General features: G+C 59.6%; 10 protein-coding genes and 1 pseudogene. 6 read left to right on the forward strand and 5 right to left on the reverse strand.

Translation table 11 applies throughout. The annotated features are described in order from the left end of the window. Positions 1 to 85: 85 nt before the first annotated feature. Positions 86 to 718 carry a dTMP kinase gene (locus QMX96_RS07860; protein ID WP_078480948.1) on the forward strand — a complete coding sequence of 211 codons (633 nt, stop codon included), beginning with the start codon at positions 86 to 88 and terminating at the stop codon, positions 716 to 718. 25 nt (positions 719 to 743) lie between these two features. On the opposite strand, the gene QMX96_RS07865 is transcribed toward QMX96_RS07860, so the two are convergent. Both QMX96_RS07865 and QMX96_RS07870 read right to left on the reverse strand, forming a co-directional pair. Next, the gene (locus QMX96_RS07865; RefSeq protein ID WP_054914496.1) at positions 744 to 959 is read right to left on the reverse strand and encodes a TIGR02450 family Trp-rich protein; all 216 of its coding nucleotides are present in this window, start codon (positions 957 to 959) and stop codon (positions 744 to 746) included. A gap of 133 nt (positions 960 to 1,092) precedes the next feature. Continuing rightward, entirely contained in the window at positions 1,093 to 2,403 is a 1,311-nt protein-coding gene (locus QMX96_RS07870; protein WP_104572466.1) for an MFS transporter, read from the reverse strand. 260 nt (positions 2,404 to 2,663) lie between these two features. Here QMX96_RS07870 and QMX96_RS07875 point away from each other — a divergent pair. Then, positions 2,664 to 3,627, forward strand: a pseudogene (locus QMX96_RS07875) (GNAT family N-acetyltransferase). Positions 3,628 to 3,945: 318 nt separating this feature from the next. Beyond that, positions 3,946 to 5,388, forward strand: a complete 1,443-nt coding sequence (locus tag QMX96_RS07880; RefSeq protein WP_282361521.1) for a tetratricopeptide repeat protein — start codon at positions 3,946 to 3,948, stop codon at positions 5,386 to 5,388. Between the two features lie 43 nt (positions 5,389 to 5,431). Here the strand turns inward: QMX96_RS07880 and QMX96_RS07885 are convergent, their stop codons facing one another. From QMX96_RS07885 to QMX96_RS07895, 3 genes are all read right to left on the reverse strand, one after another. After that, on the reverse strand, positions 5,432 to 6,157 hold the full coding sequence (locus QMX96_RS07885) for a hypothetical protein (RefSeq protein ID WP_054914499.1): 726 nt from the start codon (positions 6,155 to 6,157) through the stop codon (positions 5,432 to 5,434). A gap of 83 nt (positions 6,158 to 6,240) precedes the next feature. Further along, positions 6,241 to 9,762, reverse strand: coding sequence for a hypothetical protein (locus tag QMX96_RS07890; RefSeq protein ID WP_282361522.1), 3,522 nt, complete (start codon positions 9,760 to 9,762; stop codon positions 6,241 to 6,243). Between the two features lie 72 nt (positions 9,763 to 9,834). Continuing rightward, positions 9,835 to 10,158 (reverse strand): hypothetical protein, encoded by a 324-nt coding sequence (locus QMX96_RS07895; protein ID WP_123753042.1) that lies wholly within the window; start codon positions 10,156 to 10,158, stop codon positions 9,835 to 9,837. A gap of 378 nt (positions 10,159 to 10,536) precedes the next feature. Between QMX96_RS07895 and QMX96_RS07900 the strand changes: the two genes are divergently transcribed. The 3 genes from QMX96_RS07900 (at position 10,537) to hisD (ending at position 14,960) form a co-directional block, all read left to right on the forward strand. Continuing rightward, positions 10,537 to 11,403 (forward strand): sugar phosphate isomerase/epimerase family protein, encoded by an 867-nt coding sequence (locus QMX96_RS07900; RefSeq protein ID WP_282361523.1) that lies wholly within the window; start codon positions 10,537 to 10,539, stop codon positions 11,401 to 11,403. A 213-nt stretch (positions 11,404 to 11,616) separates the two neighbouring features. After that, on the forward strand, positions 11,617 to 13,338 hold the full coding sequence (locus QMX96_RS07905) for a thiamine pyrophosphate-binding protein (protein ID WP_282361524.1): 1,722 nt from the start codon (positions 11,617 to 11,619) through the stop codon (positions 13,336 to 13,338). A gap of 314 nt (positions 13,339 to 13,652) precedes the next feature. Next, positions 13,653 to 14,960, forward strand: a complete 1,308-nt coding sequence (hisD, locus tag QMX96_RS07910; RefSeq protein WP_088515025.1) for a histidinol dehydrogenase — start codon at positions 13,653 to 13,655, stop codon at positions 14,958 to 14,960. Positions 14,961 to 15,008 lie beyond the last annotated feature (48 nt).

Consider the following 15,008-nt stretch of genomic DNA (forward strand, 5'->3'; position numbering starts at 1 on the left):
CGGAGGTGCCTCGGTGTCTGCTGGGGAGCGGGTGTGCAAGAATGCCGGCTCATGACTGATGGACACAACCAGAGGCGCAACAACAATGAACCGTCCGCTTTTCGTTTCTCTGGATGGCCCCAAGGGAACCGGCAAGACCACGCTGCTGGAAGCCGTGACCCAGGCACTGCGGGCGGACGGCAGAAAGGTGGTCCGGCTGTCCGAGAAAAACAGCGACCCCGGCCGGGGCGAGACGATGGCGCTCGTCAACGCACTGGTCAGAAACCCCAGCCGGTCGCTGGAGTGGGCGGTTTGCGAACGCCTTGCCGACAGCCGGGCCTGGATTTCCCGGCAGGTGCTGACCAGGCAGCCGCCCAACAGCATCATCCTGATCGACCGCTGGTATCCATCGGATGCGGCGTTTCGCCGGATAGTGCCGTTTGCCGAGATTCTGCGGTTGAACCTCGAGCGCGAGGTGAGTGTGCCGGACCTGCACGTCGGGGTGGTTACCAGCCCGCAGATTTCGTGGGCGAGGGCGGCGGCCAGAACGCGAGGGCTGGGCAGTACCGTGATGTTCAGCCTGGAGGAGCAGGTTGCTGCCACGCAGGCATTCGAGCAGGCGGTTGCGGATAACGGGTGGGTGCTGTGCCGTAATGAAGGCACGGTTGAGGAGGCGGTGAGGCAACTGGTTTGCGAGATCCATGCTGCCAGTCAAAGGATTCACAAGGCGATCGGTTGATCGTCCCATACCCAGAATGTGCCGTTCAGCACCATCCGATTTTCCAGCGCTGGCTATCCCTGAGTTCCTGCCAGTCGAGCAGTTGTTTTCGCCCGCTGTGCACGGCCTGCAGTTCGATCTGCAGGGGTGTGCCGTGCTCATCGCAAATCAACTCGGTGACCAGGAAGTGCTTTTCACGGTTGACCGGCTGGCAGGCGGTCCACTTTGACAGCCCAAGCTTTCGTGGATTGAAACGGTTCATGCGTCCTCCGGCAGTTTCGAGCAGATTGCGAGTTGCCCAAGAGGCTGTCGACTGCTGAAGCAGTGCCTCTCGACCCAAGGTGAACGCTCGATCAACGCGTTCGGGGTCTCGGGACGCTCCACTGTAGCCTCTTTCAACCAGGCTCGCAGTGTGGCGCGGGCTTGGGGGCGGCCTGGCCGTTGACCGCATCGGGCATCGGCGGGTGATCCTGCACGGCCTGCATCAGGTCTTCTGTCAGGCGCAACTCGGCACCGGTAGGCGAAAAGGTTGCCGAGGCCGTGAACGGCGCAGGATTGACCGGTACCGGGCGCTTGCCGCGACGCCAGACGAAAAACGTCACCATGCTCAGGTTGACCACCGCGAAGGCCCAGAACAGCCCGTTTTCGCCCAGCGATGTCATGACCGGCGAGATCATCAGCGGGCTCATGGCAGAGCCCAGCGAGTTGATCAGCAGCAGGCCCTGAATCATGGGTACCAGCGCCTCGGGCGACGCGCGGTCTGCTGCATGGCTGACCGCTACCGGGTAGAGCGCGAACACGCCGCCGCCCAGCAGGAACAGCAGTGCGGCCAGCAGCGTCGCGGACAGCGGCAGCAGTACCACGGCCAGCGACAGCACGCTGCATACCCCCGCCAGCACGGTCAGCACTTCCAGGCGGTCCCTGCGGTCGGACCAGCGCCCTACGGGATACTGCAGCAGCATTGCCCCGAGAATCGTCCAGGCCATCAGGCTGCCGACTTCGCCGATATCGTGGCCGATACGCTGCAGGTACAGCGGAAGCAACGAATACACGGCGGCAATGGCCACCCCTGAGCCAAAGCAACCCACCAAGCCGGTAGGCGTCACCCCCAGCAGCTGTCGTGGTTTGAGCGGCTCGACCTGGTCGAGCAGCGGCGACACCCGCGGCAGGATCACGATCGGCAGCACCGACAAGGACGCGAGCATGCCGGCGACCATGAATGGCGCCGTGTCGCCCCAACCGGTGATCTCGCCCAGGGTTGCCTGGCCCAGCACGCCAGCGCCGTACAGGGCGATCATGTAGAGCGCTAGCAGGCGCCCGCGGATCTTTGCGTCACCGGCCAGCAGCAGCCAGCTTTCAATGACCAGAAACACGCCGACGGTGGCCCAGCCGTTGATCAGGCGCAGCACGAACCAGCCCCAGGTGTCATAGAACATGCCCTGCAGCAGGATGGTGACGCCAATCAGCGAGGCGAAGCTGCTGTAGGCACGGATATGGCCGATCCGCAGGATCAGCCGGTCGTTGAACAGGGCGCCTAGCGTAAGGCCGATGAAGTAGGCCGAGGCGACGATACCGATCATCGTGGCCGATTCCCCGGCTTCGCCCAGGCGCAACGTGGTCAAGGACGACAAGGCACCATTGCCCAGGGCGATGATGAACAGGCCCAGCAGGGGCGCCAGCGCCATGGCCAGCAAACGCGGAGACATAAAAACCTCGAGTGACCTGCTGCACGGCGCCTTCGGGCAGTACGCGCGATGTATCGAACGGCAGGAAAGGGCCAGCCAGGGCAGGGCGATGCCCCCTGCAGACTGTAGAAAAGGAGGCGAGATTTTAAGCATTGCGCGGCATTTGCCAAGTCACTTTGCTGCGACGTTGGGACGCAGGCGGTGAGGGGGGAGGAAAGTGCGCAAACTGTTCGCCATTCTGGCGTTATGTCTTAAGATGGCCGGTTGCCGAAAGAACCGTCATGGCAATCGCCATGAAGGGCTTTCATCCTTTGCATATCAAGTGTGGTGAAGATGAACAGGCCTTTCATTTCGCTGTGCCCTGAAATTACCCGGGCACATGCGCTGACGTTGATGGACTGGTTGGAAGACGAACGTGTTACCTGCTATCTGAGTGATTCGCGTGATGTTTCTCGCTCCATCGAACAAGCCATCGATCGGACTCAATTGCCGATCCTGACCCATCTATTCAATCGGGGCGGCCGATTCTTCATGGCCTATGACCGGCATGACGCCCCGGTCGGCTTTGTCCGCCTCGTCAAGACTGGCTCCAACTGCGAGATCGTCCTGGTCATCGGAGACAGCGACAAGTGGGGCCGAAACCTTGGCGCCCGTACGATTCGCGAAGGCATGAAACTGGCCTTCCTCGACATGCGGGCCAAGAAGCTCATCGCCAAGATCCACCCGGACAACACGCGCTCGCTGAAAGCCTTTGTACGCAGCGGCTTTGTGCTGGAGAGCGAAACCCCGACATTGAAGTCATTTGCCATGACGATGGGGCGCTACCTCACGTTCTTGCGCGAAGGTGCCGTGGGCGACTCCACCGGGATCTACATCACAGAAATCGACAAGGCCAGGCTCGAGGGCCTGATCGCGCTAGAGGAAGGCCCGACCGTGGTGGAACTCGAGCATGAGCTCGAGCGGGCCATCGTCGTGAAGCCGCAGCAGGTGGCGCGCAATGTCGTCACGATGAACTCCAGGGCCTTGTTGCAGCTGGACGACGAGGAGATCGAAGTGGCGTTGGTCTACCCCGAAGACGCGGACAGCAGCACCGGCAAGCATTCGGTGTGTTCCGACATCGGCGCCGCCATCCTCGGCTATCAGGAGGGGGACGCCATCGACTGGCGAATCGCTGATCGAACCCGCCGGATCGAGATCCGGAAGGTGCTCTATCAGCCCGAGGCTGCGGGGCATTTCCACCTGTAGTTGCACTTTCAGTGGATGGTGGCGATACAGTGGCTATGCTAGGCGTTTCGCAACCCGGCTCCACGAGCCACCTGATGCTCGATTCCAAGGACGGACCATGCACGCTGAAAGGGATAGTACAAACATAACCGGTGTGATTCGAGCCTACGGCGCAAGGTCTCTTGAGACCGAGCCTGCCTGGGCTGCATTGAATGACACTGGCGGTGCGAGCGCCGCGATTGGCGATGACGGGAATGAGGCTGCTGAAAGTACCGACAAGGACGCTTTCGGCCGCGCCATGAAGATGAAGGCTGCCCTTGACCCGTTCAGAGGCTTTGCGTGAGTGCGCAAGTCTGGATGGCGAAATATGGTGCCCTGCGCACCACGCCAGAAGCTGCAGGCAATGGCTGCGCGCAGCAGACCGTATCGGTGCTGCTGGAGGAGGGCTGTACCCTGTGCGATCAGGGCGAGTTCGATGCCGCACAGGCATGCTTTCGTGCCGTTGTGCAGCAGTGTCCTGACTGGGCTGTTGGCCATAACAACCTGGGTTGGGCCTTGCAGCAATCGGGGCGCAATGAGGACGCAATTTCGAGCTACAAGGCTGCGATCAGCCTGCAGCCTGCCTTCGACCTGGCCAGGGCCAACCTGGCCTTTTTGCTGGCCACGCTGTATGGCCACATGGGCCAGCACGATTCGGCCCGTGGCATGTGGAAGGTCCTCGGCGAACTGTACCCGCGCGATCCAGAGATCCTGGAGCAACTCGTCAGCACTTCATTGCGTACTCACGACCTTGACGCTGCGGGCCTGTGGGCTGCGCACTATGCCTCTGTAGTTCGTGGTGACGAGCGCAGCCTGTCTCAACCCGGTGCCTGCGAAGGGCGTGGCGCTGTACCGAGGGCTTCGCGGGCGAAGCTGGCCCACGACCTGGAGCAGTTACGCTATTTGCGAGACCACCAGCTGATTGGTCCGCGTCTTGAGGCGGAGATTGCTAGCTATGAGGCAGCTCTCCAACCATTCGAACAGCCCAACAGTTTGGCAACACCCCCGGCCAACGTCGCTGCGCTGCCCCCGAGCTACGGGCGTAATGTGCACCAGTTGCAGGCTCCGCGACTGCAAGAAGGGGCCTTGAAGATGAGCCAGGCGCTGCTGCGAGCTGAACGCGATTACCTGGAGAGCCCCCTGGGCCTGGTCGTGATCGACGACTTCCTGTCTGCTGATGCACTGGCGCTTGTGCAGGCGTTCTGTTTGCAGTCCACCATCTGGCATACCGACCGATATGCTCATGGTCGGCTCGGCGCGTTCTTCAGGGAGGGTTTCAATTGCCCGCTTCTGCTGCAGGTTGCCGATGAGATTCGGCGTTGCTTCCCCCAGCTTATCGGCAAGCATCACCCATTGCTTCAGATGTGGGGGTTCAAGTACCAGCATGACCAGCCTGCGACACACCCCCATGCAGACTTTGCCGCTGTGAACGTGAACTTCTGGATCACGCCGGACGAGGCAAACCTTGACCGCGACTCGGGAGGGCTTGTGGTCTACGACGTCGAGGCACCCTCTGACTGGGATTTCGAAACCTACAATCGTCAAGGTGATCGAATTGCCGCCTTTCTGAAGGAGGCTGGAGCCCGGCGCACAGTCATCCCTTACAGGTGCAATCGCGCTGTGATTTTCAACTCAGATCTGTTCCATGCCACCGCGCCACTGGCTTTCCGGCCGGGCTACCTCAATCAACGGGTCAATGTGACGCTGCTCTTCGGGGAGCGTGGCAGCGCGCCGGGGCAATGAGGCTGCCAGCCCGGTGAGGTAGCCACCGGGCTGGCAGCATCGGCTATTCGCCTTGCGTGCGGATGTCTACCTGCATGCTACCGACGTTGTCCGTCAGGCCCGCACCATAAATCCCGTTGAGGTCATCGTTGATGCACAGTTGCAGGGCCCCCGACTGTCCTGCCGGCACCTTGACCTGAGGCCCAACCAGAAACGGTGCGTTGTCGCCAATGCGGCCGATCAGGGCCCCCTCGAACTGGCCTGGCAGGGTATAGCCTTGCTTGGCGCGATAGTTCGTGTTGCCGGCCGGGCCTGTTTTCCCTGTTGCCGGGTTGGAAGTCCAGGAGCCTTGCGCTGCAATCAGGGTGACCTGGCGGCCAGTCACTGTCAGGCCGCTTTGCTGCCAGGCTTGATTGGCCTGAATGGTCACGGTAACCGGATACAGGATGTTCACTGCATCACTGACGCTGGAGGCGTCGAAACCCGCTTTGCCAAGGGCTTCATTCATCTCGGTGGCCGGTGTGGCTGGCAGCACTTTCGGGTTGAGAATGGTTTTCCCGACGTCAAGCGCAGTCAGGTCCGGATAGGTGGTGTGCAGGATGATTGCGAGTTGGGTCGCGGTCAGGGGCGAGAAAACCTCGATCACGGCTTCGGCCACTGCGGTGTTGTCGGTGGTAGCCCCTCGGGCACGTGACTGGAGCTGGGCCAGTGCCTCTTTGACCGCCTCAAGGGGGCTCAGCCCTTGTTGCTTAAGAGACTGCAGGATGCTGATCAGGGTTTCGGTGCTCATGCTGTTTACCTCTCGTAGTCGCTGTTTGTAATGGGGTGAATGACGCAGTTGAACGGTGGATCTTCTTGCTCGGCATGGCGGCGTCACTGATAAGCGAGCACCAGCGCAGTTGATAGCTCCACAGGCGAGATGGCGGGGTACGCCACCTTGAGGCCTGTCGCGGTGTCCGTTGCGGGGTAACCTGCCTTTGCCATGGCGCGCGCCATCTCTGATACGCCAAGCTGTGGGAATGCCTTCAACAGATTGACTGCGCACAGCTCTCCAGGCACGCCCTGGTCACGCTGGGAGGCGGCAAACTGCAACGGATCGGGATACGCCAGGGCAAGTACGGTCGCCAGCTCAAGAGGTGGGGTATCAGGCCACACAGCAAGCAGGCCATTGCTGGTCTCAATGGCCGGGTAGCCGCCTTGCGCCATGGCGATGGCCAAAGTGTCCGGTGTCAGGTTCGGGAATGCCGCTATCAACTGTGTACCGCACGCGCTCCCCTCGATAGTGAGGGCATGCAGCGCGGTGGCCATTTCTGATGCGGTTGCATAGGGCGTAATCGTCACCTGGACGACGGCTGACGGCACGCCCGCTACGTAGTTCACCTGGTCGGCGCCAGGCAGCGCCCAGACCTGCACCTGGTAAACGGAAGGCGAATGCGAAGGGCAGGGTAGAGCGAAGTCTGCATGCTCGACGCCGCTTTCCTCCCGGGCGTGCAGCTCAATAACCAGAGGGGCAGCCCCTTTCTTCTGCGCCAATGCCTGGTAGCGCAATGCACCAGCAACCGAACGCCAGCGCAACGCAACATTGCTGCCGATACTGCTGGCCTGGAAGTCCTGGGGCTGGCCTGGACGTACAAGCGTCAGCGGCTCGCTGTCTGGACTCGCTACGGATGCATGCCCACCCTTGGCCGTTACGCTGAAGCGATAATCCCCCGCTGGGGAAGCCTCTTCGAAAATGAATGCGTATGCCGCAGGTGGGAGCGACTGATCTGCGCCGGGCTCGATCTGGACCCTATCGGTCGCACTCCCGGGCAGGCGGGTAGAGAGCTCGTACGAGGAGGCCCCGACAATCGGTGGCCAACTCAGCTGCACTCCATATGCTGGCGCCGGGACCGTGGTGTCTGCTTGAGCGCTGGGTTGGGCCGGCGCTGTCAGCCGGTTGAAGGGAGCCGCCGCCCAGCGGGTGGCCGATTGTTCATGAACACCCTGGACCTGGGCCGTGTAAGGGCCTGAAGGCCACTCTGGGCCAAACTCGAACTGGGTCTGCCGGGCCGCACCCGCCAGGTCCGGGTTGTTCAGCAGGATGGTCGCGGCACTGTCGAGCAATTGCGCGTGATAGCGCGCATTGCCCTGGCCACCCCCCCAGGTCAGAGTGACCACACGGTTGGTGATGGTGACTCGCGGATCAACAGGCGGGCTCTGTGTCGCGGTTCCTGTTCCTGTTCCTGTGCCGCCAGTGCCAGTGCCAGTCCCTGTGCCTGTGCCTGTGCCAGCAAAGAAATCTGCAACCGCGACTACGGCGCCGGCGACCAGGGCCCCAGCAGCGCCGGCCCCCGCCTCTGCGGCCGTGGCTGCGGCAAGGGTCTCTGCAGCTGTCGCAACAACAGCATCTGCTGCTACACCGTCGATCAAGGCCTGGCAGGCAAGAGTAGCGGCATAGGAGGCCGCGGCTTTTCCCGCGGTGAGGCCAATGACGGCAGCAATGGCCTCTCGGTTTTTCACCAGGGCTTTGACAAATGATTCAGCTGCTGCAGCCAGAGCACGTTCGATGTAGTTGCCCAACTCGGAAAAGCTGATCGAGTTGGGTAGGGGGATCGACACCAACCCTGGAAATGGAATCGCTACCGCGGTGAGGGAGGTCTGCGCGACGCAGAGCGTATAGGACCCATCGAGGACCAGCGTTACCCCCTCATCGTTTTCCTGGGTACCAAACGAGACACTCACGCGGAATTTCGACTGTAGAAGCTTCTCGAAGGCGAACCCGACGAGTTTGCCGCACCCGGCGCTGCCCTGGTCGGAGAGTTTCTGCAGTGTCTTGATGAAATCGATGGCGTTGGTCAGATACTCGAAACTTGGCCAGTTCGTCACCTGGAAGCCACCGTCCTTGCTGTACCGAAGCCCCAGGGATGTGCCAGCGGGCAGGAACGGTGGGTAGTTCGATAGCGCCGTGAGCGTACCGTCGACCTGGGTGTTTCCCTTCGCGTTTCTGGTGGCTTTCACGCGGACGTCGACGCCAAATTGTTCCTGCATGAACCATAGGCTGCCAACGAAACCCATAGAGGATTTCTTCTCGACGGTAGACAGCTCGAACGCAGGCCCGCCGATGGGCTGTGAGGCGCGTGATGCCGCGATGGTCACGATGAAGAGGTCGATGGGCTTGCCCAGGCTGATATCGGCAGTGACGCCATCCTCGGCAATCTGGATCGTGCCGACCACTTCCAGGGTCTTGACGAGTGTCAGGTCGAACAGCGCCCTTATGTTGAACCCATTCTGGTAGTCGATGCTGGCGCTAAGTTGACGATCGGGCAGGTCCCCCTCGGCAGGGCATGAGAATGTCTCCAGTCTTGCGAGTTGGCTTCCAGCGGCCGAGCGGTAATACAGCTCGCTGCCTGCCTTGAAGGTGATGTCGATGAGCGAGGTCGGCCACAGGGCCCCCGGGATGCATTGGTTGAACACATCACCGATCGACAGTGCCTTGTCGACTTTTATGCTGGCCACCTGGGGTTTGCCGTTGTGCAGGTAGATGTACCCGGTCAGCTGGGCTGAGCCGACTCTGACCGTACCCTGGACCTGGAATGTTCGTTGATCATCGTTGTCGCCATAGCGAGCGAATATCCCGAACACCAGGCGCTGGAAGGTAATGCCACGCATCTGGTCGCCGAAGAGCCTGGTAACGCTTTGATCGGGTTCGGCACTTTTCAAGCAGGCTGAGAAGGTTCTGTTGACCTCGTCCGAGTTCAGTACCCCTTCGAACAGATACTGCTTCTCATCAAAAAGGGACACACGCAGCTTGCCTTTGACATTGAGCTGTCTGGCTTCCTTGAAGCGATATCGAACCTCGACCTCTTCAAAGCCGAACAGCTTGAACAAGCGGATGTTCGGCAAGCTGGCCAAGTAGATCGCGTCACTCACCGCCTTGCCGGCGACAGTCCCTCTAGCCAGCACCGCGGAGAGTGAGAGCTTGTCACCGTCGCCAGAGGGCGAGGCGTACCCTATTTCGATCAGGCTGCCGAACAGCTTGATATCGTCGAGGCTTACCGTCAGCCAAAACCCCGCTGTATTGGTCATCGGCTCGGTGGCACTGGAGACACTGAGTGGAACCGGCGATTGCGGGAAAATCTTGTCCAAAGAGGTGTTCGGGGGGACCGCCCCGTTGCCGAAATGACTGAATGTGAAGAACCCGGCATCCATCACCCTCAGATATTCGGCCGGAAGCTCGATATCGAAGGCTTTGTTGAGTTCAGCGAGAACATTCCACCCCTGTGCATCCTCTGTTCCCAGGTCTGCATAGATCAGGCTGTACTGGCGTGACAGGTCCAGCTGGCACTTGCTTCGGGCGGCGATCTTGCGACCAAAAATCTCCGACCAGGCAAAGTGCGCCGTAACGCGGATATCCATGGGCGAGGGGCCCTCCCGCAGGCAGGTACATCAATGCGGTGGGGCATAGTGACATGCCCCACCGTGGAGGAGTCAGGCCTTGACTTCGAATTTCCCGTCTTTGTATTTGCCTTCGGAGACTTCAACGTTGAGCGCCTGGACGACCTTGGCGTCACCACCAATGGCGTCGGAGATCAGGTCCATGGGTGGTGCAACTGCAACGTATACCTGGTCGGTGGCGCCGACAGCGACTTCGAGAAGTGTCTGCAGTACCGCGTCTGCGGCTTCGCCTTTGGAGGTGACAGTGAAGATGAACGGCTTATCGGCAGTCGGTGCGGAGTTGGGGATGTTGAGCGAAGCTTTGTAGGTCTTGTTGTCGATCAAAAACTCAGCATTTACTTTGGCACTGATACCCATTCTGAGAGCTCCTTGCTGCATGGACTGGGGGGGGGAGGTGGCCACCTTCCTGGTGACGCGACGGTGGCGCTTGGAAAAGTAGTAGGCACTCGGCGATATAGCAAATGGCCACGATCTTTTTTTGCCTCGCTGCAGGTGCGTTGCGGGCGCGGCATTCCTTCGCTCGTGGGCTACCGGGGGCGGCCACGCAGGTAAAGAAGGTGTCTGCAGCATCCGTGGCGATTCAATCCTTCTGGAAAAATCTGGGAGCACAACGCTGTGCGTCGATCTGCGTCGCGATTTGATGGGCTGCGAAGTTTCGGCCAACTGCCGCAATTGCCCATATTGCCTGCTTGATCAGGTTGCTCACTGCCATGTTCTTGAGTTCAGGTGCTCTGCATGAAAAACAAGAAAACTCAATTGATCGCTTCGTACTGGACACTGGCTGGGAACACGTTTCCTGGCGCGCCCAGTGAGGTCGCCACTTTTAGCCTTCAGGATCGTGTATCTGCAGCAAGTAAGGCCGGTTGGAGTGGGCTGGGGTTCACCTATGCTGATTTGCTTCACTTGGAGCAGACCATTGGTATTCGAGAAGTCGCCAATCTGCTCAAAGAGCATGGCCTGGAGTACGCTGAAGTCGAGTTCCTGACCGATTGGCACTTGCAAGGAAGCAAAAAGCAAGCGTCCGACTACAAGCGAAAGCAGCTTCTGGAGTTCGCGGCGGCTATCGGGGCCCAGCGACTCAAATGTGGGGCTGGTGTGTTGGAGCAGGGCGACCTTGATGTAGCGGGCATGCGGGCCTCTTTGCAGGCCTTGTGCGGAGTCGCAGCTGAATTCTCCATCGACGTAGCTATCGAGTTCATGCCGTTCTCCAAAGTATCGACTATCGACAAGGCCATGGCAGTCACCCAAGGCTTGCACGATAACGCAGGCATGGTCATCGACAGTTGGCACGTAGCTTATGGTGGCATGGAGATGTCCGAGATCGCCAAGATCCCAGCACCTTTGATCAAGGGCGTGGAGCTGAGTGACGCCATGTTCGTGATGTCGGATAACCTGATAGAGCAGTCCAACCACCAGAGGTTGCTCATCGGCGACGGAGAGATCGATATCTGCGGGTTCATTCACAATGTGAGGCAGACGGGCTTTGACGGGCCCTGGGGCGTCGAGATCATATCGGGCATTCATCGTGGGCTTGCGGTGGATCAGATGGCTGAACTCGCTTACCAATCTGCGATGCAGTTCTTCGAACCCCCTTACGCCTGACAGACTGAGTTCCGATGTTATTCATCGTGCTTCATCTTGTGGAGCTTGGGCTCAAGCGTGGGTGAGCCCGAACGTGTGCGTCTCATTGCGTCGATTTTTCAAGGGGTGCGAAATGGAGATCTCGCCTGATGGGAAAAATAATCTTCGGTCCTGGAAGTGTTCCTTGCAGCAGGCTCGCACCTCGTCATCGGCGTTCAACAAGAAGGTATTCCAATGAAGCTCACTGGGGGCCAGATTCTGGCAAAAGCGCTAAAAGCCCACGGGGTACAGTACGTTGCTGGCATTCCCGGCTACGGTTCTTGGGCCATGGTGGATGCCTTCCTTGAGCCTGGATCCGAGATTCCCTTCATCCAGGTCATGCAGGAACAGAGCGCCGTTCATCTGGCCGATGGTTTCTTTCGAGCCTGCGGACGGCCGATGGCAGCGTTACTGCCAGCCGGTCTGGAAACGTCTAAAGCTGTCTGTGCGTTGGCTACGGCGTCAGCGAATTCTTCTGCCGTACTGGTTCTGAGCGGGGATAAGGAAAGGTCGTTGGTTGACGCTGCGAAAACCGCGTCTCGAGGCGATAGAGCAACACTTTGCAAGGTCGATTGCTACGTGAACGAGGTCGACGCAATTCCGGAGGTTCTGAGGCAGGCATTCGTTAGCATGCTATCGGGTCGGCCTGGGCCGGCCAGCCTTGCATTGTCGGTCAGTGCGCAGATCGGCACGTCAGAAGCCAAACTCGATTTCTCGGTTCAGCGGCAGGCCAATCTCAAGTCATGTCCGGATGCGCAGGTGGTGTCGAATGCTGCTGCGCTGCTTTGTGATGCCCAGCGCCCGGTGATTCTGGTGGGGGGTGGCGTCATCAATGCTGACGTCACTGATGAATTGGTGAAACTGGCCGAGTACCTGCACGCTCCGGTCGTCAGTACATCCGGTGGCAAGGGCGCATTCCCTGATGATCATGCCCTCAATGGCGGCGCTATCGGCCGTCTAGGCAGTACTTGTGGCAACTGTCTTTTGAGTAGTGCAGACCTGATCCTGGCTGTTGGCACCCGGCTGGAGAATGTGTTGGACCTGGGGTGGGGCGGGGGACGAGATTCTGCCCTTGCTCATGCGTGTCTGGTGCACATCGATATCGATGCAAAGCAGATTGGCAAGCGCCATGACGTCGACCTGGCAATCGTTGCAGATGCGAAGCTGGCCCTGGATGCAATTGGATCGGCAATCACCGCGGCTCAACGCACGCAGTTGGCCACCAGGCGGGCGCCCTATCTGAAGGAAATTATTGCCCTGAGACAGCAGTGGAATGAGCAGGTCGAGTTGCTGAGTAACAGTGACTGTGCTCCTTTCAACCTGCAGCGACCGCTGCTGGAGCTTCGCAACTGGATCGAAAGCGACGCAATCATCGTTGCAGGCTCAGGCGGCGTCAAAGGGGCGGTGCACCAGATGTTTCCCATCTACCACCCGCGCACTCACCTCACGTGTGGTGACTCGTCATCGCTCGGTTGGGCAGTTCCTGCTGCAATCGGCGCCAGGCTCGCCATGCCCGCTCGCCAAGTCATCTGCCTGGTCGGTGATGGCGACTTCCTCCACTCGCTCCAGGAACTGGCGGTCTGCGTGATGCATACCATTCCTGTCCTGTTCGTCGTGTTCAACAACAGCGGATACATGTCGCTGCGCGACGGGCAGAACGGGGTGTTCGGGCGCCATTATGGTTGCGAGTTCAACTTTCCAGATGGCAAACCATATTCTCCACACTACGCAGAGGTTGCGAGGAATTTCGGGCTCGATGCCTGGCGTGTGGAGCACGCTTCGCAATTGAAGTCGGTGTATCAGAAGGCGCTGAAAAGCAATGGGCCGTCACTTGTTGAGGTGATCGTTGCGCGTGAGGGGGCAGGGCCGGTGTTACAGAATGACCTTTCTTTCCCGGCCCCGCAGTACGCACGCTGAAGCGCTCTTACCTGCGTCGCACGTCACACCTGACGCACGATGCAAGGTCTATGCGGCCTATCTCGATTTTCTGCCGTTGGTCTTGCCTGATCTCTGTGGCTGCTACGCCGGGACTTGAGCCTGCCGTACGGGGACTGCTGGGTTTTTTCTCAAACTACGCCTGCAAATGCGTCACTGTGCGTCAATCAGGTTGGAGCTGCGAAATTGAGCGCGCTATGGACTCTTGGGAATACTTCGCTCATCGGATGGGAGAACCAAGCTCATTTTGAGCGCATCCGTCCTAGGCGAAGCAAATCAACAAAAGGGAACAACCCATGGCGTACTATCTGAAATCTTCAACCACTCAGCCAGCTGGAGAGGCGGACAGCGTACAAGTACGCCGAATCGTCGAGGAGATGATTTCCGACATCAGCAACCGCGGCGAAGTGGCAGTTCACCAATACTCGGCAACGTTTGATAAATGGGACCCCGCCAGCTTCCGCCTGACTCAAGCGCAAATCGACGAATGCCTGGCCGAGCTGACCCCGCAGCAGATTGATGACATCAAGTTTGCTCAGGCACAGGTTCGTAACTTCGCTCAGCATCAGCGCAACTCGATGAAAGACATCGAGGTCGAGACGCTGCCTGGCGTGATCCTGGGTCACAAGAACATCCCGGTTGAGACGGTTGGCTGTTACATCCCGAGTGGCAAGTACCCGCTGTTGGCCTCGGCTCACATGGGCATCATTACTGCCAAGGTCGCCGGTGCGAAGAAGGTTATCGCGACTTCCCCGCCCTTCGAAGGCCGTCCAAGCGCTCCGGTGATCGCTGCAATTCACTTGGCCGGCGCCGATGAGATCTACTGTATCGGTGGTGTGCAAGCCGTTGCTTCGATGGCCTTGGGTATCGGTGAATTCCCTGAGGTCGACATGATCGTTGGCCCAGGTAACGCCTACGTTGCAGAAGCCAAGCGTCAGCTGTTCGGCAAGATCGGTATCGACCTGATTGCTGGCCCTACCGAGACCCTGGTTGTTGCGGATGACTCGGTTGACGGCGAGCTGGTGGCAACCGACCTGCTAGGTCAGGCTGAGCATGGCCCGACCTCGCCGGCAGTGCTGATTACGACCTCGCGCAAGCTGGGTGAAGACACCCTGGCTGAGATCGAGCGTCTGCTGGGGCTGTTGGACACTGCTGAGATCGCGCGCAAGGCTTGGGACAACTACGGTGAGGTTATCATCTGCCAAAGCCAGGAAGAGATGATCGTGGAAGCGAACCGTCTGGCTTCCGAGCACGTCCAGGTGATGACTCGTGATCCGGACTACTTCCTGAACAACCTGCAGAATTACGGCGCGCTGTTCCTGGGCGCCCGCACCAACGTTGCGTATGGCGACAAGGTGATCGGTACCAACCACACGCTGCCTACTTCGCGTGCTGCTCGTTACACCGGCGGTCTGTGGGTTGGCAAGTTCCTGAAGACCTGTACGTATCAGCGCATCCTCACAGACGAGGCCTCGGCCATGATCGGTGAATACTGCTCCCGTCTGTGTATCCTGGAGAAATTCACTGGCCACGCCGAGCAGGCCAACATTCGTGTTCGCCGCTACGGCGGTAAGGATGTTCCGTTCGGTGCGGCTGCTGAGTAACACCGTGCGCTCATGAAAAAGGCTGGTCAGTGATGACCAGCCTTTTTT

This window comes from Pseudomonas sp. PS01300 (assembly GCF_029960155.1).
Taxonomy (GTDB): Bacteria; Pseudomonadota; Gammaproteobacteria; order Pseudomonadales; family Pseudomonadaceae; genus Aquipseudomonas; species Aquipseudomonas palmensis.

Coding starts and splice junctions, on each gene's coding strand:
- QMX96_RS07895 (WP_123753042.1), bottom strand. CDS start 10,158: ATGGGTATCAGTGCCAAAGTAAATGCTGAGTTTTTGATCGACAACAAG.
- QMX96_RS07900 (WP_282361523.1), top strand. CDS start 10,537: ATGAAAAACAAGAAAACTCAATTGATCGCTTCGTACTGGACACTGGCT.
- QMX96_RS07885 (WP_054914499.1), bottom strand. CDS start 6,157: ATGAGCACCGAAACCCTGATCAGCATCCTGCAGTCTCTTAAGCAACAA.
- QMX96_RS07860 (WP_078480948.1), top strand. CDS start 86: ATGAACCGTCCGCTTTTCGTTTCTCTGGATGGCCCCAAGGGAACCGGC.
- hisD (WP_088515025.1), top strand. CDS start 13,653: ATGGCGTACTATCTGAAATCTTCAACCACTCAGCCAGCTGGAGAGGCG.
- QMX96_RS07890 (WP_282361522.1), bottom strand. CDS start 9,762: ATGGATATCCGCGTTACGGCGCACTTTGCCTGGTCGGAGATTTTTGGT.
- QMX96_RS07865 (WP_054914496.1), bottom strand. CDS start 959: ATGAACCGTTTCAATCCACGAAAGCTTGGGCTGTCAAAGTGGACCGCC.
- QMX96_RS07870 (WP_104572466.1), bottom strand. CDS start 2,403: ATGTCTCCGCGTTTGCTGGCCATGGCGCTGGCGCCCCTGCTGGGCCTG.
- QMX96_RS07905 (WP_282361524.1), top strand. CDS start 11,617: ATGAAGCTCACTGGGGGCCAGATTCTGGCAAAAGCGCTAAAAGCCCAC.